This window comes from Arthrobacter sp. KKT183 (genome assembly GCF_055657625.1).
Genome location: NZ_CM145770.1, coordinates 1,687,636 through 1,705,198, shown reverse-complemented (window position 1 = coordinate 1,705,198; position 17,563 = coordinate 1,687,636). Strand labels below are relative to the sequence as shown.

Here is a 17,563-nt window from a genome sequence, read left to right as displayed (position 1 = left end):
ACCCAGTCTAGTTTGGCGCTGGGACTGTCGGGCGCCATACCGGGTAGGCAACGAAAGCGCGATAAGTTAGACACCATGTCTGGTCTGTCTACCTTGAGCGTGCCCCTGGGCAAAACAGTTCGGGCGCTCACGCGTCTGCGCGGCGGTGGTTCGGCGTTTCCCGGTCTGGTCGTCGAACGAATCGATCCAGGCTTCATGGCGCGGGCGCTGCGAAACCTGCCCAAGGGCATCATCGTCGTCAGCGGCACCAACGGGAAGACCACCACCACCAAGATGGTGGTCGAACTCCTTGAGGGCCAGGGGCTGAAAGTCTTCACCAACCGGACGGGAAGCAACTTCACCAGGGGCGTTGCCGCCGCGCTGCTCGGCGAGGTGGACTGGCGCGGACGGCTGAGAGCCGACGTCGCCGTCCTGGAACTGGACGAAGCCCACGCCGTCCACTTTGTGAATCTGGTCCCTCCGACCCATTCTCTGCTGCTCAATGTCCTCCGGGATCAGCTTGACCGCTTCGGTGAGATCGACAAGACCACCAAGCTGCTCGAGCACATCGCAGTAAAGACCACCGGCACGGTGGTATTGAACCGGGAAGATCCGCGGGTCGCTTCAATTGCACCATCGGTCCGCAACGCCGCGGTGGCTTATTTCGGGCTGGCTGAATCTCTCCGGGACACCTTTCCCAGCGATGATGACCTTCGCGGCGCCACAGGAACAGCACCAGCCTCTTCCCTGCCCGCCGACGTCGTGCTTGAAACGGTCGAATCCAATACCGCTACGTTCAGCATGGACGGCGAGGCAAGCACCGTCGACCTGAGCCTCCGCGGCGTCTACAACATCTTCAACGCCGCCGCGGCGCTCGCAATGGCGAGGATCATCCTGGGCGGTGAGGCACAACGCGACGCGATGCTGCGCTCGCTCGCAGCGGTTGAGCCGGCCTTCGGACGCGGGGAATCCCTGCTGGTGGACGGCCAGCCCCTGGAGCTTGTCCTGGTGAAGAATCCGAGCGGCTTCCGCCTGGGCCTGAAGTCCTTCGATGCTGCAGGCTACGCAACCATGATCGCGATCAATGACAATTACGCCGATGGACGGGACATGTCATGGCTCTGGGACGTTGATTTCGACAGCCTGCGGGCCGGCGGCGTGGACATGGTCAGCGGCGTCCGCGCGTATGACATGGCACTGCGACTGCAGTACGACGACGTCGCCGTTCAGGACATCGATCCTGACACCGGATCAGCACTCCGCAGGTTCATCCGCGGTGCGAAGGACCGCCCGAAGCGGATCTTCTGCACCTATACCGCGATGCTCGCGATCCGCAGGGACCTGTCCAAAATTACCGATGTGAAGGTGGTTTCATGAGTTCCGGCACTCCTGCGGGCTCTCCCGCTAACCCGCCCGCGAGTAAGGGCGCCGTTCGGATCCTGCAGCTCTATCCGCGGGACATGAACATCTATGGCGACTGGGGCAATGTGCTGGTGCTCAAGCAGCGCCTCGCCTGGCACGGGTATGAGGCGGTGATCCTCGAACACAATGCCGGGGACACCTTCCCTTCAGACGTGGACATCCTCATCGGCGGCGGCGGACAGGACAGCGGGCAGGTTGTAATCCAGCAGGACCTGCAGTCCAATGCAGCCCATCTTCGCTCGCTTGCCGGGGACGGTACGCCCATGCTCGCGATCTGCGGTCTTTACCAGCTTTTCGGAAACTTCTTCAAGACCCATGACGGCACAGTGATACCCGGGATCGGAATCCTGGACATCGAAACGCATGGCGGGTCGGAGCGGCTGATCGGGAACGTGGTCGCCCGGAGCGAGGAGTTCGGCGACATCCACGGCTATGAGAACCACAGCGGTCAGACCTTCCTCGGTCCAAACGTCCGTCCGCTCGCCACCGTGACCAAGGGTGAAGGCAATAACTCGAAGGAGGACCATGAAGGAGCCCGGCACCTCAACATCGTCGCCAGTTACCTCCATGGCTCACTGTTGCCGAAGAATCCCGCGGTTGCCGACTTCCTGATCCGTGAGGCGGTGACTCGCAAGTACGGCTCCTTCGAGCCGGGCGATGTCGATGACAGCCTTGCCGAGCTGGCGCGCCGCCACGCTGCTGCCCGGCCGCGCTGAGTCGGTTCCGCTTAGTCTTCCCCGGTCACCAGCCACTGGTGCGCGCCGTCTTCGGACGCGCCGTAAGTCTCCACCGTTGCCAGCGTTCTGGCCTTGACCGCCGCTTCATGCTCCGGGGTTGAGCAGGAGCCCGGCTCCTGGTCTGGAGCCAGCGAACACCAGCGGTACGGATCCCGGACGATCACCGAGGGCACCCAGGCCAGGTCGCTGACCGACCACTGACCTGACTCATCGGCGGCGAACTGCGCCCGAATGGTCAATCCCTCATTGTTCACGTCATACACCGGCGACAGTTCCGTGACGCCGTTACCCAGGCCATAGACGATCCAGGTGTCGTTGTAATACTCGATCGGCAGCACCGAGTGCGTGTGGTGGCCATAGATGAAGTCGACCGCCCCGCTGTCGGCAAGGGCATGGGCGAGGTCGATCTGCTGCTGGTTGGGAAGCGACGCATATTCGTCGCCGGCATGGATAGCCGCGATAACGACGTCGGCGCCCTCCTCGCGCGCCCTCTCCGCCTTCGCGATCATGGTGGGCGCGTCGAGCATGTCCACCTGCCACGGGAATTCCGGAATCAGGCCGTTCAGACCGTAGGTGGCTTCGATGACTGCAACCTGCGCGGCCGGCGTCTCGAGGATCATCAACTCCTGGGCGTCCGCTTCGGTGCGGTAGGAGCCGGTGTGTTCGAGTCCGAGCCGGTCCAGGGTGTCCAGGGTGCGCACCAACCCTTCCGTACCGGCGTCGATTGTGTGGTTGCTGGCCGTCGTGCAGGCCTGGTATCCAACGGCCTTCGCGGCGTCGAGGATCTGCGGTGGGACGTTGAACTGGGGGTAGCCGCTGAAGGGACCTTCAGGCGTCGCTACCGGCGTTTCCAGATGGCACATGGCGAGATCACTCGCCTCGATGTAGGGACGCTGTCCAGCCAGAAGCGGCTCGAAATCGAGAGTGCCCTTGCCGGTTTGCCGCGCATCGACGGCTGCCTGGTCCCACAGTTGAGGGTGCACCAGAAGATCGCCGGAGGCCATGAAGGAGAAGCAGCGGTCCGTCGGGCAGTCCGGCCCCTTCCCGGGCGTCGGCTCGGGGGTAGGTTCCGGAGCCTCGGAGGAATTTGAGGTGGCCGGCGCAGAGGAGGCGGCGGGCGCAGAGGAGGCGGGCGCCGTCGTCGTCGTTGGTTCTGAGCCCTGGGTTGTGCGCCCCTCACCTACTCCCATGCAGCCCGAGCAGGCAAGCGTGAGGGCCAATCCCAGCGCTCCCCACGTGCTCCGATTTCGCGTCCGTCCAGACACAACGACCTCCCTTGATGATGACTTCCAATGATAGGTGCGACCGGAGGGGAACCTGAGGATGAACCCACCGAAGCGAACACGGGATGCAAACGGGCTTGCCTGCTGGAGCGGTGCCGCTCGTTATGCCAAGGTTGGTTACCATGAGCAACCCTTTTCAGAATCCGAGCACCCTGCCGTTCCAGTTGCCTCCCTTCGCGCAGATCCGCGAGGAAGACTTCCTGCCGGCGTTTGAAACCGGTATCCGGGAGCACCTCGCTGAGATCGAGGCGATCATCGCCGAGCCTGAGCCCGCATCCTTCGACAACACGATCGTGGCAATGGAGCGCGCCGGGCAAGCGCTTCGCCGCGTCGCGCTGGTGTTCTTCAATAACTCATCCGCTCACTCCACTGAGGGAATCCAGGCGGTGGAGACGGAGATCGCCCCGCGCCTTGCCGCGCATGAGGACAACATCTACCTCAACGCTGCGCTCTTCGCGCGCGTGAATGCAGTTGAGACATCCGGGCTCGACGCTGAGTCCGCACGTCTGGCCGACGAGTACCGGCAGCGCTTCGTTCGCGCCGGCGCCCAGCTCGACGACGCCGCGCAGCACCGCCTGCGCGAACTGAATGGCGAGCTCTCCCGGCTCAGCACCGAGTTCGGGCAGCGGCTGCTCCGTGACACGAATGCGTCTGCCCTGCTTGTCGACGACGCTTCAGAACTCGACGGATTGTCCGCGGACGACATCGCCTCTGCAGCAGACGCCGCCGGTGCCGCCGGCCACCCGGGCCAGTATCTCCTGACGCTGATCCTGCCGACCTCCCAGCCTGCACTGGAGTCCCTGACCAACCGGGAAACCCGCCGCCGCCTGCATGAAGCGTCCGTCAATCGCGGGTCCCGCGACAACGCGGACAACACCATCCGCGTCGCCGCGGAAATGGCGGCGCTGCGGGCTGAGCGGGCGTCCCTGCTGGGTTTCACCAATCACGCCGAGCTGGCCACTGATGACCAGACTGCGCCGTCACTGGATGCTATCCACGAAATGCTCGAACGCCTTGCACAGCCGGCTGTCCGGAATGCACGCGCGGAAGCTGAGCAGCTCGAGGACGTGGCAGGTCACCCGGTCGAGGCCTGGGACTGGTCGTTCTACTCCGAGAAGGTCCGCTCCGAGCGGTACGACGTGGACCTCGCCGCACTGCGCCCCTACTTCGAGCTCGACCGGGTACTGAATGACGGCGTTTTCTTCGCGGCGAATAGGCTCTACGGGCTCACTTTCCATGAACGGGAAGATCTTCAGGGGTACCACCCCGAGGTACGGATCTGGGAGGTCCGGGAAGAGGACGGCTCCGAGTTGGGGCTCTTCCTCGGCGACTACTACACACGGGACACCAAGAACGGCGGCGCGTGGATGAACTCCTTCGTGGAGCAGTCGCGCCTTGGCGGAACCCGGGCCGTCGTGGTGAACAACCTGAACGTGTCCAGGCCACCCGCGGGTGAACCCACACTGCTGACCTTCGACGAGGTGCGGACCACGTTCCACGAGTTCGGTCACGCACTGCATGGGCTCTTCTCGGATGTCACGTACCCGTTGTTTTCCGGAACGAGCGTTCCGCGGGACTTCGTGGAATATCCTTCACAGGTCAACGAAATGTGGATGCTCTGGCCGGAAGTGGTCAGCAACTATGCGCGCCACCATCAGACCGGTGAGGCGCTCCCTCAGGAGATGATCGACAAGCCCGTAGCCGCCAGGAAATGGGGTGAGGGTTTCGCCACCACCGAATACCTGGGTGCTGCTCTTCTCGACCTCGCGTGGCATGAGCTGCCGCCGGGCACCACGGTGGAGGACCCGCTTGCTTTTGAGAAGCAGGCACTGCACGACGCCGGCGTGGACTATGCGCCCGTCCCGCCGCGGTACCGCACCGGATACTTCAAACACATTTTCGCGGGCGGCTACTCAGCGGCTTACTACGCCTACATCTGGAGCGAGGTTCTGGACGCGGACAGCGTCGAGTGGTTCAAGGAATCGGGCGGGCTGACGCGGGAGAACGGAGAACATTTCCGCAGGGAACTGCTTTCACGCGGATACAGCGTTGACCCGCTGGATGCCTTCGCTGCCTTCCGTGGCCGCGCAGCCAGCATCGATCCCCTCCTCGAGCGTCGAGGGCTGGCTGAGCAGTCATGACCACCATCGCCGGTTGCCAGCGCCTGCAGCGCGCCTGGTTCGCTGCCATGGCGCAGGCAACCGGCGGCCGCACCTTCTCCACGCACGAATGCGACTGGATCTGGCTGCCTGCTAGGCGTGAGCTCATGCTGATGTTTCCCACCACGTTGTCCCCGGCAGGGTTGCGGCCGGGGCTGGCTGAGGGCGTCCGGTTGGGTGCCCTCACAGTGGGCGTGTGGCTCAACGGCGCAGTTCGGGGCAAGGAGCTAGCCGACTTCGGGTTTGAATCCGGCTGGCAGCCTTGGTGGATGAGCGCGCCGGTCGAGGCGCTCGCCGGCCTTGACCCGGCAGGAGCCGCGATCACCACGCGCGTGCCCGAGTACTCCGGTCCGCTCGCTGCGGAACTGGCCATTACCCGCGCCGAACCGGCGAAGGCCTGGCATGCGCTCGCGCGTGTGGGTGAGATGCCCGTCGGCGCCGCCTATTCCTTCTATGACGGAGCGGCCGCTGACGCCAGAGCCGTCGGTGGGATCTTCAACATGGAGGTGCTCCCCCAGTTCCGTCGCAGCGGCCTCGGCACGGCGCTCCTTTCAGCGGTGGCGCAGGAGGCTACGGCTGCGGGGGCGCAGGAACTGGCGTTGAACGCCACGCCTGAGGGGTATGAGCTATATTCCCGCCGCGGATTCGAACTCATTGGCCGCGGACAAACGTGGTGGCTGCACCTCCGTTGAAGCTTGGTGGATTTACTGCCCCTGCCACTCGACGGCACCGGCATCTGCCGCCCCCATCGACTCGACGGTTACCTTGCTGCGCTGCCTGCTCGCCGCGTCCGCCTCGGTGGAGACGCAAGACGTACCCAACGCGGCCATCTCCTCGAGATTGACGGCGGCCACCGGGCACCAGCGGTGGGCCGGCCCGTTCCAGGTGGCCGGAAGCCAGCGGATTCCTGCACCCTGCCAGCCGCCGTCGTCGTCCTGCTCGAAGGAAACTTCCACCAGCAGTCCCTCGGTGTTGCGGATGTCCGGCGTGAGGTGTGCGGCGATGGTGTTCCCGAGTCCATAGACGATCCAGACGCCGTTGTACTTCTCGATGGGCAGCACCGAATGGCTGTGGTGGCCGTAAACCAGGTCGAAGCGGCCGCTGTCCACGAGTGCGTGCGCTACTTCCTGCTGCTGAGCGTTGGCATAGTCGGCATATTCGTCGCCGGCGTGCACCGCTGCAAGTACGACGTCGGCGCCCGCCTCGCGCGCTTCGTCCGCCTTGGCGATCATCACTGCCGGATCCAGCTGATCCACCTGCCAGCCGAACTCAGGCACGATCCCGTTGAGCGCATAGGTTCCGGTGATTACGGCGATTCGCGCTTCGCCGGTATCCACGATGAGCGGCTCAGCTGCCTCCGCGGCTGTGCGGTAGGAGCCGGTGTGTTCGAGCCCTGCCGTATCCAGCGTGTCCAGGGTGCGGTTCAGTCCCGCAGTGCCGGCGTCGAGGGTATGGTTGCTGGCTGTTGTGCAGGCGTCGTAACCCAAATTCGCGACGGCGTCTGCAATCTGGGGAGGGACGTTGAAGGCTGGAAAGCCGGAATATGGGCCGCCCGGCTCAGCCAGCGGAGTTTCCTGGTGACAGATAGCGAAGTCAGCCGGCGCGATGTACTCCTCCTGCGCCGCAAGCATCGGTCCGAAGTCCAACTGACCGCCGCCGTCGACTGCTGCCTGTTCCCACAGACCTTCGTGTAGCAGCAGGTCACCGGTGAGCACCACGGTGAGGCATTCCCCGCCCGGGCAGGTAGCGGTCTTGGCGGCGGTCGTGCGAAGCGGCGTCGGGCTCGGTGATTCAGGCTTAGGCCGCGCCGTAGCGGACGTTCCAGGCGATGGAGCGCCCGGCGGAGGTGAGGTTGTGTCCGCTATGTCCGGGGGTCCCATAGGAGACACGCTCCCGGATCCGGAGCACCCGGGTAGCAGCAGCAGCACGGACAGCGCTGCTGCTCGAACGATTGATGTGCTGCTACGGTTCACACCGACAGCGTAGCCCCGAGTGAGCGCCAGGATCCCAACGGCAAAGGGCCGGACATAGTGTCCGGCCCTTCGCGCTATTCAATGCTGTCTGCAGTCCTACCAGCCGCGCTCGGCGAGGCGGTGCGGCTGCGGGATCTCGTCCACGTTGATGCCGACCATTGCTTCACCGAGGCCGCGGGAGACCTTGGCGATCATGTCCGGATCGTCGTGGAAGGTGGTTGCCTTGACGATGGCGGCGGCGCGCTCGGCCGGGTTGCCGGACTTGAAGATGCCGGAGCCTACGAAGACGCCGTCAGCACCGAGCTGCATCATCATGGCGGCATCGGCCGGTGTGGCAATGCCGCCGGCGGTGAACAGGACGACCGGAAGCTTGCCTGCCGCGGCAACTTCCTTGACGAGCTCGTACGGTGCCTGGAGTTCCTTGGCTGCAACGTATAGCTCGTCGTCGGCCATGGAAGTGAGGCGGGCAATTTCCGAGCGGATCTTGCGCATATGCATGGTGGCGTTGGAGACGTCCCCGGTGCCGGCCTCGCCCTTGGAGCGGATCATGGCCGCACCTTCGTTGAGGCGGCGCAAAGCCTCACCGAGGTTGGTTGCACCGCAGACGAAGGGAATGGTGAACTTCCACTTGTCGATGTGGTTGGTGAAGTCCGCAGGAGTCAGCACCTCGGACTCGTCGATGTAGTCCACACCGAGGGACTGCAGCACCTGCGCCTCGACGAAATGACCGATGCGGGCTTTTGCCATGACCGGGATGGAGACGGCCTCGACGATGCTGTCGATCATGTCAGGGTCCGACATGCGCGACACCCCGCCCTGGGCACGGATGTCGGCGGGTACGCGCTCGAGCGCCATGACGGCAACGGCACCGGCGTCCTCGGCGATACGGGCCTGCTCTGCGGTGACGACATCCATGATGACGCCGCCCTTGAGCATCTCCGCCATTCCGCGCTTGACGCGGCTGCTGCCGGTCACGGGCGCAGTGGTGGAAGCTTCTTCAACAGTGGACACAGTATGGCCCCTCGGGTAGAGAAAAGATGACAATCCATGATACGCCCGGCGGCTGCTCCGAATCGCCGGTCAGCAACTGTACGTAACGGCGGATTTGTTGTGCACGCGAACAGCGCACCATCGGTAATGAAGATGGTTAGTAGTTTGACCGAGCATCTTCACGTCGGTTTCCACGCATCGCGGCCACGTTAGCCGTTACTCGTTGCTCGGCACAGTCCGTCCGGATCTTCGATAACGTGTGTGACCTCGGATGGTTCCGGCCAACTCTGGAGAATTCCGTCGACGTAACCGCTGTCATCCGGGTCCGCTGAATCAACAGTCAACATGTCAAGCTCGCCGTCGTAGATATGCAGCAGGATCTGCAGCAGGGTGCCGTCCGGACCGGTGAACTGCGCACGAACCGGGAACACCTGGTTGTGGGGCACGGCGCGGGGAAATTCATCTGGAACCCGAAAGTGCGCGGTGGAGGTAAACTCCTCGTCCCAGTAGACCTCCCGAGCTGAGGCGAGTTGCGCCAGAAGCTCCGGCGCCCCCGAGATGTCCCGGGCACGCAGGATGCCTTCGGCGATGGTTCGAACTCCAGGGTCCAGCACCCTCTCATGCTCAGGTGGGTGGCCGAGCACCGCCTCGAACCGGCTCTTCCGGGCGGCGGTTCGGTCACTCAGGTAGCCGGCGAACGTCGTTCCTGCCGCCGCCACAGCCATCCAGCGGCGTGGATGTTTCGCCCCGGCCTCGCGCAGCTTCTCCTGAAAGCGCAGGTCGATCGTGTCGCCGGCGTCGGCGAAGCGAAGGGCGATACCGGTTGCGGCGATCCCGGCCGTCGTCTTCAGCGGAACCAACCCCCTCTTGCTGCCGGCGATTGTAGCGGCGACGTAGAAACCGGTCAGGACTGCTGTTACGGCATGCACGGCGCGGCGCTGCGGTGCATCCAGTTTGGACGCGTCAATGAGAGACAAACCGCCCGCGACTACTGTCGCGACAACGCCGAAAACCGGCGACGCGTTCATCGGCTGATGCTGCTGGTCAAAACCCATAAGCGATCCTCTCTGAGTAGCCGCTTTGGCGCTAGACTTGATTGCTCCGTGCGGTCCTGCGATCTTTGCGAAGCTTATCCTCAGGCCTAAGGAAAAGCACGACCAGCATCCGGCGCCTTCTGCAGATGCATCGCGCTCAGGAAGCTGCAGCCTGGACCCGCACCGTCAGAATGCGCTGCACGATGGTGACGATGCTTGCCAGTGCCAGCAGGATCAGGACTGCCAGCAGAACTACCTCAGGAAGCCCGAGTCCGGTCAGACCTGTCACGACCAGCACCGACACCAGACGCTCGGCGCGCTCCGCGATACCAACGTTCGCAGTGAACCCGAGTGACTCGGCTTTGGCACGCGCGTAGGAGACAATCATGCCGAGCACCAGGCAGGCGAGAGCAGCGACGGCGATCGCGCTGTTACTGCCGCCGAGGAAAAACCAGACCGCGACGCCGGCAAACAGTGCACCGTCCGCGATGCGGTCGAGGGTGGAATCGAGAAAACTGCCCCAGGAGCCGCTGCGGCCCTGCATGCGCGCCATGATTCCGTCGACGACGTCCGAAAAGACGAACAGGGTGATGAAGACGGTGCCCCAGAACAGCTCCCCCAGGGGGTAGAAGACGAGCGCTCCTCCTGCCACACCGAGTGTGCCCACCACGGTGACCGTGTCCGGCGATATTTTCCACTTGAGGAGCAGGGTAGCCAGCGGTGTAAACAGCGAGGTGAAGAATGACCGCGCGTATTTATTCAGCATCGCCCGCTCCGGCATCGGTGGGGGTGGCGGAGGCTTCTTCCCATGCTGCGGCGAGTTGCGCCCTCACCTCGTCGAGGGTCTGCGTGATTGCCTTGGTCTGCGCGATGATCGGGAAGAAATTGCCGTCGCCGCTCCACCGGGGAACAACATGCTGGTGCAGGTGGGATGCGATGCCGGCACCCCCGGTGACTCCCTGGTTCATGCCGAGGTTGAAACCCGTGGGCCGGGCTACGCTGCGCAGCGCATGCATGGCGGTCTGCGTCAGCTGCGCTATTTCGACTGTCTCCTCGGCGGTGATGTCGGTGTAGTCGGGTACGTGTCGGTACGGGCACACCAGCAGGTGGCCTGGGTTGTAGGGGAACAGGTTCAGGACGACGTATGCGCTTGTGCCGCGGTGGACAATCAGCGATTCCTGATCGGACCGTGCAGGAGCGGCGCAGAAAGGGCAGTCCTCCTGCTTGTTGAACTGCCCCTGCCCGCCCTTGATGTATGCGAGGCGGTGTGGAGTCCACAGGCGCTGGAAGGCGTCGGGGACACCGGGCAGCTCAAAGCTGTCCGTTACGTTCGTGTCCTCGTGGATCTGACCGTCAACGCCCGACTCGTGGTGCATATGCCGCTACTGTTCCCGGTTGCGGACGGCTTCCACGATCCGCTTCACGGCCTGGTCGACCGGCACCTGGTTCTCCTGGCTTCCGTCCCGGAACCTGAAGGAAACGGCACCGGCGTCGGCGTCGTCCCCACCGGCGATCAGGACGAAGGGCACCTTCTCCTTGCTCGCGGTACGAATCTTCTTCGGGAAGCGGTCAGAGCTGATGTCGACTTCGGCACGGATCCCCTCGGCCTTGAGCTTGTCGACGACGTCAAACAGGTAGTCGTTGAAGGCGTCGGCAACGGGGATGGCGAGGACCTGGACGGGAGCCAGCCAGGCTGGGAAGGCACCCGCGTAGTGCTCGGTCAGCACACCGAGGAACCGCTCAATGGAGCCGAACAGCGCCCGGTGGATCATGACGGGCCGCTGGCGCGTTCCATCCGCCGCCTGGTACTCAAGCTCGAAGCGCTCGGGCAGGTTGAAATCCAGCTGGATGGTTGACATCTGCCACGTGCGGCCGATCGCGTCCCGCGCCTGCACTGAGATCTTCGGCCCATAGAACGCAGCTCCGCCCGGATCGGGAACCAATTCCAGGCCCGATGCCTCTGCGACCTCGGCGAGAGTCCGAGTTGCTTCCTCCCAAGCCTCGTCCTCGCCGACGTACTTCTCGGGGTCCTTGGTGGACAGTTCCAGGTAGAAGTCGTTGAGGCCGTAATCCTTCAGCAGTCCGAGGACGAAGTTGAGCGTACCGGTGAGCTCATCCTTCATCTGCTCGCGGGTGCAGTAGATGTGCGCATCATCCTGGGTCATGCCGCGCACGCGGGTCAGTCCGTGCACCACGCCCGACTTCTCGTACCGGTAAACCGACCCAAACTCGAAGAGCCGCAACGGCAGTTCACGGTAGGACCGCCCGCGGGAGCGGAAGATCAGGTTGTGCATCGGGCAGTTCATCGGCTTCAGGTAGTAGTCCTGGCCAGGCTTGCGGACCTTGCCGTCGGCGTCGAGCTCCGCGTCCACGTGCATGGGAGGGAACATGCCGTCGCGGTACCAGTCCAGGTGCCCGGAAACCTCGTACAGGTGGCCCTTGGTGATGTGCGGTGTGTAGACAAACTCGTAGCCGGCCTCGACGTGCCGCTGCCGTGAGTAATCCTCCATCGCCTTGCGGATGATGCCGCCACGGGGGTGGAACACCGGCAGGCCTGAACCCAGCTCGTCCGGGAAGGAGAACAGGTCCAGTTCAGTGCCGAGCTTGCGGTGGTCGCGGCGCTCGGCTTCGGCCAGGCGCTCCTGGTAGGCCTTGAGGTCTTCCTTGGTGGGCCAGGCAGTGCCATAGATGCGCTGCAGCTGCTTGTTCTTCTCACTGCCGCGCCAGTACGCCGCGGCCGAACGCGTCAGCGCATACGCGTTGGAAATCAGTTTGGTGTTCGGCAGATGCGGGCCCCGGCAGAGGTCCTTCCAGACCACGTCACCGGATTTGCGGTCCACGTTGTCGTAGATGGTCAGCTCGCCGGCACCGACCTCAACGGAAGCGCCGTCGTCGTCAGTAATATCGCCGTTGCCGCCCTTCAAACCGATCAGTTCGAGCTTGTAGGGCTCGTCCTTCATCGCTTCGCGGGCTTCGTCTTCACTCGCGACGCGGCGCTGGAAGAACTGGTTCGCGTTGACGATCTTCAGCATCATCTTTTCGACCTGCTTCAGGTCTTCGGGAGTGAAGGGCTCGTTGACATCGAAGTCGAAGTAGAAGCCGTCGGTGATGTAAGGGCCTATGCCGAGTTTCGCATCAGGCCGCAACTGCTGGACGGCCTGCGCCATCACGTGCGCGGCGGAGTGGCGAAGAACGTTCAGCCCATCCGCAGAATCAACGGTAACCGGTTCCACCTGCGAGCCGTCCTCCAGCGCGCGGCTCAGGTCCCACAGCTCGCCATTTACACGGACGACGACGACGTCGCGCTGCTCCCTGAAGAGGTCCGCTCCCGTAGTCCCGGTGGTCACCCGCTGCTCTTCGCCGTTGACGATGAGGGTGATTGATGGGGGCGCTGACACTGAGGTCTCCTCTTGATAAGGGTGAAGTGCACGGATACTGATCGATCAACCGTACCCGCGGATGTTGGCCAACCCAGGCCCAACACTCCTGCGGCGGTATTTCGATGGTATCCGTTGCGTGCGCGGCCAACCAACCAGCGCGTACCTATGCGATTGCCGGGTGCGCTCTGGGGTGATCCGGGCTCAGGACGTGCGCCGGACCTTCAGTTCAAACTCGATGAAGGCCTCGATCATGGCCCGGTATGTCCGTTCGACCACAGCGGGATCCACGTCGAGCTTTTCGGCGTAACCTCGAACGTTCGAAATGACCTGTTCGACCCGCGCCGGCGCGCGCACGGACTCGTCGTCGTCCTTGAGTGAACCCGCCCTCCGCACCAGCCGCTCACGTCGGGAGATCAACCCGACCATCTGCTCATCGACCTCGTTGATCGCGATACGGACGGCCTTCAGCTGTTCGGCCTGGACCGAACCGGGCTTCGGACGCTCGGGCGTTAGGGGGTTTGGCATACGGCGACACTACGCGAGGTGCCACTGAGCGCCACGGTTGATGACGCGCATACCGGGAATGGTCCGCGCAGCGCAGACGTTACATTTGCTGACAGAAACCGCAATAATCCGCGGACTCGACGAGTCCGCTATTTCTCCAGAGGAGCACCGTGGATTACACACCCGCTGCCGGCACCATCACCATGTTCAGCACCACCTGGTGCGGCTACTGCCGCAGGCTCAAGTCGCAGCTCGACGCGCAGGGTATCGGCTACCAGGAGATCAACATTGAGGAAGTGGAAGGCACTGCGGAACTCGTCGCCTCGCTCAACGGCGGAAACCAGACCGTGCCTACGGTCATCTTCCCCGACGGCAGCACGGCCACCAACCCCTCCGCAGCCGAGGTGAAAGCGCGCGTCGCCGCCTAGGCACCCTCGTAATTTCGCAGGACACGCCCTTCATCCGCCCGGATAACGGGCGTGTCCTGCTTTTCAATGTCGATAAGCTGGAGACGTTCCCCCACCCTCGAGGAAAAGGACTGTCTCAATGGCACACAGCGTCAAGGGCGTCGTCGTTATGGAGAAGGATGCGCCCGCTACCGTCGTCACCATCAAGGTTCCCGACCCGGGACCGGGTGAGGCGCTTGTCGACATCCTGACCTGCGGCGTGTGCCATACGGACCTTCACTACAAGCAGGGAGGCATCAGCGATGATTACCCCTTCCTGCTCGGCCACGAGGCAACCGGCGTTGTGAGCGCCGTCGGGTCTGACGTGACCAACGTCCAGCCCGGCGACCGCGTCATCCTCAATTGGCGGGCTGTCTGCGGGCAATGCCGTGCGTGCCTGCGCGGAGAGCCGCAGTACTGTTTCAACACCCACAACGCGGCGCAGAAGATGACCCTCGAAGACGGCACGGAACTGTCGCCCGCCCTCGGTATCGGAGCCTTCGCCGAGAAGACCCTCGTAGCGTCCGGGCAGTGCACCAAGGTCGATCCCGATGCGGATGCAGCCGCCGTCGGCCTTCTGGGTTGCGGAATCATGGCGGGCATCGGTGCAGCGATCAACACCGGCAATGTCCGGCGCGGAGACTCCGTAGCCGTGATCGGCTGCGGCGGAGTGGGTATAGCTGCCATCGCCGGATCAAAACTGGCCGGCGCAACCCGGATCATCGCGGTGGACATCGACAACCGCAAACTGGAACTCGCCAAGGGACTGGGCGCCACCGATCTGGTGAACTCCAAGGAAACCGATCCGGTCGACGAAATCCGCAGGTTGACCGGCGGCAACGGAGCCAACGTGGTGATCGACGCCGTCGGCCGTCCTGAGACCTACAAGCAGGCGTTCTACGCCCGCGACCTCGCCGGCACAGTGGTGCTCGTCGGGGTACCGACGCCGGATATGAAGCTCGACCTCCCCCTGCTGGACGTCTTCGGCCGGGGAGGTGCGCTGAAATCCTCCTGGTACGGCGATTGCCTCCCGTCACGTGACTTCCCGATGCTCGTGGACCATTACCGGCAGGGCAATCTGGACCTCGACGCGTTCGTCACCGAGCGCATAGCGCTTGACCAGGTCGAGGATGCCTTCACCAAAATGCACGACGGCGTAGTGCTGCGTTCGGTGGTGGAGCTCTGATGGGCGCGCGTATCGACCACCTGGTCACCTCCGGCACGTTCTCCCTGGACGGCGGCACGTGGGAGGTGGACAACAATGTCTGGATCATCGGCGACGACTCCGAATGTATTGTCATCGACGCCCCGCACGACGCCGGCGCGATCGTGGACCAGATCAACGGGCGCCAAGTCCGCGCGATCCTGCTGACCCACGGCCATGACGATCACATTCGCGCTGTCGGGGAGCTCTTCGACACAGTACGAGCGCCAATCCACCTTCACGCCGAAGACCGCATGCTGTGGGACGCGGTATACCCGGATACCGTTCCGGGAGCCACCATTGCCGACGGCGATACCTTCAGCGTCGCCGGAGTCACCCTCCACGCGATTCACACGCCCGGCCACTCCCCCGGCTCGGTCTGCTTTTACCTGCCCGACGCCGGCACCCTGTTCAGCGGCGACACCCTGTTCCGGGGCGGGCCGGGAGCAACCGGACGGTCCTACAGCGATTTCCCCACGATCATCGAATCCATCCGCACCAGGCTGTTCACCCTCCCCGCGGACACCGTGGTGAGAACCGGGCACGGCGACTCGACCAGCATCGGCGAAGAAGCACCGAACCTCGACGAGTGGATCGCCCGCGGGCACTGAACCCGACTGCCGGCCGGCTCGATCTTCAGAACGACCGGCCGGCAGCAGGCCTCAGAAGGACCAGCCTGAGCAGCTACGGCACCGGGGCCGCGACATCCTCGTAAGCGGCGACGACGGCGCTTGCCACCGCGTCCACGGTGAGACCGGGCACGAGGTCTTCCGCGGCCCCCGCCGTCGACGGCTGCCACGGAAGTTCCAGCGCCGAGTACGTCGCTTCAAGGACTGACCGAATCGATGCAGAGTCCTCCACCACGATCACCGAGGAAAAAAGCCATGCACCGGAGATGACTCGCTGCGCGGTGCCGACCAGCTTCACGGCCTGGGTGCCGTCCACGCCGTGCACGCTGAACTCGCCCGGGCAGTATTCACCGGGAATCTGTCCCATCCGGGCATCAACGCCGACCCGCCACAGCGATTTTGCAAGGATCTCACCGAGCAGTCGGAACCGGGCATGCGATCCGGCGACCGCGTCATGGTGGGGCTCGATGTGGTCCACGATCAGACACCCGTGGTGGTAGGCCGCAGCCCGTCCGCCCGCCTTTCGGACCAGTGGCTCGAACCCATGCGTCCGGGCGGCGTCCGAAGCCGTCCCGAAACCGGGCAGACGGGTGTCCCGCTGCCCGAAGGCAACAGTGGGCTGGGGGCGGTAGAGCCGTAGCGTGGGCCCGAGGTCCCCAGCTGCCGCTGCGCGTAAAAGGGTAAGCCCGCGCTCCATGTCCGCTGCCGCACCCGAGGACAATTCGTGTAGGACCTGCAGGCGCCCTTCAGACCAGGCACGAGGAATCATGTGTCACAGGCTCCTCAGCGGCCGCCGTCAATAGATCGGCTCCGCTGCTCGACGCCCGGGGTTCCGTAAGGATAATCAGCCAAGCCCGGCGCGCTGGCCTGGGACAGCCGTTCAACCTCATCGCTGCTCAGCGTCAGGGCAGCTGCCCCAAGGTTGTCTTCAAGCTGCTCGCGAGTACGGGCACCGAGAATGACCGACGTGACAGCTGGCTGCTGCGCAACCCATGCCAGCGCTACCTGGGACGCGCTGACTCCGCGCGCCTCAGCAATACCGAGGACGACGTCAATGATCGCCCAGGTCCGCTCCTGCGCGTTGCGCTTTTCCCACGCTTCCATTCCGCGTTCCGGATTCTCGCCGAGACGGGTTGCGCCCTTGGGCGCAGTATCCCGCTTGTACTTTCCGGTGAGCCACCCCCCGCCAAGCGGTGACCACGGCAGTAAGCCCATACCGGCGTCGAGCGCTGCAGGCACAATTTCTGCCTCGATCCCCCGCACCAGAAGGCTGTACTGCGGCTGGAGGGTGACCGGCAGGTCCCACCCTCGCGCCTTCGCAATGCCGGCGGCCTTGGTCAGCTGCCATCCGGTGTAGTTCGAGAAGCCGTAGTAGCTGATCTTGCCGGCGCTCACGGCGTCGTGGAGGAAGCCGAGCGTCTCCTCCAGAGGAGTGAGCGGGTCCCAGGAGTGCATCTGGTACAGGTCGATGTGGTCGACGTTGAGCCGCTTCAGCGAGGCATCGAGCGCCAGCCGAAGGTGCCGCCGGGAGAGGCCCAGATCATTGGGGCCCTTACCCATCGGGAACCGACCCTTCGTCGCCAGGATCATGCCGGAAGCGGACGGGCTCTTCGCCAGCCAGCGCCCAATGATCTCCTCGGACGCTCCCGCGGTGTAGACATCAGCGGTGTCGATGAGGTTGCCACCGGCGTCGGCATAGTCATCGAGAATCGCATGTGACGTCGCTTCATCGGCTTCGGCACCAAACGTCATGGTGCCTAACGCATAAGCCGAAACCGATGCGCCGCTGCTTCCGAGGTTCCTGTATTCCATCAACTCTCCTG

Annotated in this window: 18 protein-coding genes; 8 read left to right on the top strand and 10 right to left on the bottom strand. The window is 64.0% G+C overall.

What is annotated here, in order from left to right; translation table 11 throughout:
- The first annotated feature begins 84 nt into the window (after nt 1-84).
- Nucleotides 85-1,356, top strand: coding sequence for a MurT ligase domain-containing protein (locus tag ACZ2GY_RS08170; protein WP_346028423.1), 1,272 nt, complete (start codon nt 85-87; stop codon nt 1,354-1,356).
- Nucleotides 1,353-2,117 carry a type 1 glutamine amidotransferase gene (locus ACZ2GY_RS08165; protein WP_277358378.1) on the top strand — a complete coding sequence of 255 codons (765 nt, stop codon included), beginning with the start codon at nt 1,353-1,355 and terminating at the stop codon, nt 2,115-2,117. Before ACZ2GY_RS08170 ends, ACZ2GY_RS08165 begins: the two co-directional genes overlap by 4 nt.
- Nucleotides 2,118-2,128: 11 nt before the next feature.
- Here the strand turns inward: ACZ2GY_RS08165 and ACZ2GY_RS08160 are convergent, their stop codons facing one another.
- Nucleotides 2,129-3,142 carry a CapA family protein gene (locus ACZ2GY_RS08160; protein WP_471673478.1) on the bottom strand — a complete coding sequence of 338 codons (1,014 nt, stop codon included), beginning with the start codon at nt 3,140-3,142 and terminating at the stop codon, nt 2,129-2,131.
- Between ACZ2GY_RS08160 and ACZ2GY_RS08155 the strand changes: the two genes are divergently transcribed.
- From ACZ2GY_RS08155 to ACZ2GY_RS08145, 3 genes are all read left to right on the top strand, one after another.
- Nucleotides 3,141-3,434: a hypothetical protein gene (locus ACZ2GY_RS08155; RefSeq protein ID WP_346028314.1), complete on the top strand. Its 294-nt coding sequence runs from the start codon at nt 3,141-3,143 to the stop codon at nt 3,432-3,434. The two genes, ACZ2GY_RS08160 and ACZ2GY_RS08155, sit on opposite strands and share 2 nt — an antisense overlap.
- A 109-nt stretch (nt 3,435-3,543) precedes the next feature.
- Nucleotides 3,544-5,562, top strand: coding sequence for a M3 family metallopeptidase (locus ACZ2GY_RS08150; RefSeq protein WP_471673477.1), 2,019 nt, complete (start codon nt 3,544-3,546; stop codon nt 5,560-5,562).
- Nucleotides 5,559-6,272, top strand: a complete 714-nt coding sequence (locus ACZ2GY_RS08145; RefSeq protein ID WP_471673476.1) for a GNAT family N-acetyltransferase — start codon at nt 5,559-5,561, stop codon at nt 6,270-6,272. Before ACZ2GY_RS08150 ends, ACZ2GY_RS08145 begins: the two co-directional genes overlap by 4 nt.
- A gap of 12 nt (nt 6,273-6,284) precedes the next feature.
- On the opposite strand, the gene ACZ2GY_RS08140 is transcribed toward ACZ2GY_RS08145, so the two are convergent.
- The 7 genes from ACZ2GY_RS08140 to ACZ2GY_RS08110 form a co-directional block, all read right to left on the bottom strand.
- Nucleotides 6,285-7,460: a CapA family protein gene (locus tag ACZ2GY_RS08140; protein ID WP_471673475.1), complete on the bottom strand. Its 1,176-nt coding sequence runs from the start codon at nt 7,458-7,460 to the stop codon at nt 6,285-6,287.
- 189 nt (nt 7,461-7,649) lie between these two features.
- Complete coding sequence (pdxS, locus tag ACZ2GY_RS08135) at nt 7,650-8,498, bottom strand: pyridoxal 5'-phosphate synthase lyase subunit PdxS (protein WP_471673573.1); 849 nt, start codon at nt 8,496-8,498, stop codon at nt 7,650-7,652.
- A 254-nt stretch (nt 8,499-8,752) separates the two neighbouring features.
- Complete coding sequence (locus ACZ2GY_RS08130) at nt 8,753-9,598, bottom strand: hypothetical protein (protein ID WP_471673474.1); 846 nt, start codon at nt 9,596-9,598, stop codon at nt 8,753-8,755.
- A gap of 136 nt (nt 9,599-9,734) precedes the next feature.
- Complete coding sequence (pgsA, locus tag ACZ2GY_RS08125) at nt 9,735-10,343, bottom strand: phosphatidylinositol phosphate synthase (RefSeq protein ID WP_471673473.1); 609 nt, start codon at nt 10,341-10,343, stop codon at nt 9,735-9,737.
- The gene (locus tag ACZ2GY_RS08120) at nt 10,333-10,953 is read right to left on the bottom strand and encodes an HIT family protein (protein ID WP_277358390.1); all 621 of its coding nucleotides are present in this window, start codon (nt 10,951-10,953) and stop codon (nt 10,333-10,335) included. The genes pgsA and ACZ2GY_RS08120 overlap by 11 nt, the downstream gene beginning before the upstream one ends.
- Before the next feature lie 6 nt (nt 10,954-10,959).
- A complete protein-coding gene (gene thrS / locus ACZ2GY_RS08115; RefSeq protein WP_277358391.1) occupies nt 10,960-12,975 on the bottom strand; it encodes a threonine--tRNA ligase in 2,016 nt (671 codons plus the stop codon).
- Between the two features lie 183 nt (nt 12,976-13,158).
- Nucleotides 13,159-13,482, bottom strand: coding sequence for a chorismate mutase (locus ACZ2GY_RS08110; RefSeq protein WP_082565998.1), 324 nt, complete (start codon nt 13,480-13,482; stop codon nt 13,159-13,161).
- Between the two features lie 149 nt (nt 13,483-13,631).
- On the opposite strand from ACZ2GY_RS08110, the gene ACZ2GY_RS08105 reads away from it, so the two are divergent.
- From ACZ2GY_RS08105 to ACZ2GY_RS08095, 3 genes are all read left to right on the top strand, one after another.
- Complete coding sequence (locus ACZ2GY_RS08105) at nt 13,632-13,889, top strand: mycoredoxin (protein ID WP_056547398.1); 258 nt, start codon at nt 13,632-13,634, stop codon at nt 13,887-13,889.
- 118 nt (nt 13,890-14,007) lie between these two features.
- Entirely contained in the window at nt 14,008-15,093 is a 1,086-nt protein-coding gene (locus ACZ2GY_RS08100) for an S-(hydroxymethyl)mycothiol dehydrogenase (protein WP_471673472.1), read from the top strand.
- A complete protein-coding gene (locus tag ACZ2GY_RS08095) occupies nt 15,093-15,722 on the top strand; it encodes an MBL fold metallo-hydrolase (protein ID WP_277358393.1) in 630 nt (209 codons plus the stop codon). Before ACZ2GY_RS08100 ends, ACZ2GY_RS08095 begins: the two co-directional genes overlap by 1 nt.
- A 73-nt stretch (nt 15,723-15,795) precedes the next feature.
- Here the strand turns inward: ACZ2GY_RS08095 and ACZ2GY_RS08090 are convergent, their stop codons facing one another.
- Complete coding sequence (locus ACZ2GY_RS08090; RefSeq protein ID WP_471673471.1) at nt 15,796-16,509, bottom strand: lipoate--protein ligase family protein; 714 nt, start codon at nt 16,507-16,509, stop codon at nt 15,796-15,798.
- Nucleotides 16,510-16,523: 14 nt separating this feature from the next.
- Nucleotides 16,524-17,552 (bottom strand): aldo/keto reductase, encoded by a 1,029-nt coding sequence (locus tag ACZ2GY_RS08085; RefSeq protein ID WP_471673470.1) that lies wholly within the window; start codon nt 17,550-17,552, stop codon nt 16,524-16,526.
- Nucleotides 17,553-17,563: the final 11 nt, after the last annotated feature.

Excerpts from the sequence above, each read along its gene's own strand:
- ACZ2GY_RS08165 (WP_277358378.1), top strand. The coding sequence starts at position 1,353 with ATGAGTTCCGGCACTCCTGCGGGCTCTCCCGCTAACCCGCCCGCGAGT.
- ACZ2GY_RS08155 (WP_346028314.1), top strand. The coding sequence starts at position 3,141 with ATGAAGGAGAAGCAGCGGTCCGTCGGGCAGTCCGGCCCCTTCCCGGGC.
- ACZ2GY_RS08160 (WP_471673478.1), bottom strand. The coding sequence starts at position 3,142 with ATGGCCTCCGGCGATCTTCTGGTGCACCCTCAACTGTGGGACCAGGCA.
- ACZ2GY_RS08150 (WP_471673477.1), top strand. The coding sequence starts at position 3,544 with ATGAGCAACCCTTTTCAGAATCCGAGCACCCTGCCGTTCCAGTTGCCT.
- ACZ2GY_RS08145 (WP_471673476.1), top strand. The coding sequence starts at position 5,559 with ATGACCACCATCGCCGGTTGCCAGCGCCTGCAGCGCGCCTGGTTCGCT.
- ACZ2GY_RS08140 (WP_471673475.1), bottom strand. The coding sequence starts at position 7,460 with ATGGGACCCCCGGACATAGCGGACACAACCTCACCTCCGCCGGGCGCT.
- pdxS (WP_471673573.1), bottom strand. The coding sequence starts at position 8,498 with ATGGCGGAGATGCTCAAGGGCGGCGTCATCATGGATGTCGTCACCGCA.
- ACZ2GY_RS08130 (WP_471673474.1), bottom strand. The coding sequence starts at position 9,598 with ATGGGTTTTGACCAGCAGCATCAGCCGATGAACGCGTCGCCGGTTTTC.
- pgsA (WP_471673473.1), bottom strand. The coding sequence starts at position 10,343 with ATGCTGAATAAATACGCGCGGTCATTCTTCACCTCGCTGTTTACACCG.
- ACZ2GY_RS08120 (WP_277358390.1), bottom strand. The coding sequence starts at position 10,953 with ATGCACCACGAGTCGGGCGTTGACGGTCAGATCCACGAGGACACGAAC.
- ACZ2GY_RS08110 (WP_082565998.1), bottom strand. The coding sequence starts at position 13,482 with ATGCCAAACCCCCTAACGCCCGAGCGTCCGAAGCCCGGTTCGGTCCAG.
- ACZ2GY_RS08100 (WP_471673472.1), top strand. The coding sequence starts at position 14,008 with ATGGCACACAGCGTCAAGGGCGTCGTCGTTATGGAGAAGGATGCGCCC.
- ACZ2GY_RS08095 (WP_277358393.1), top strand. The coding sequence starts at position 15,093 with ATGGGCGCGCGTATCGACCACCTGGTCACCTCCGGCACGTTCTCCCTG.
- ACZ2GY_RS08090 (WP_471673471.1), bottom strand. The coding sequence starts at position 16,509 with ATGATTCCTCGTGCCTGGTCTGAAGGGCGCCTGCAGGTCCTACACGAA.
- ACZ2GY_RS08085 (WP_471673470.1), bottom strand. The coding sequence starts at position 17,552 with ATGGAATACAGGAACCTCGGAAGCAGCGGCGCATCGGTTTCGGCTTAT.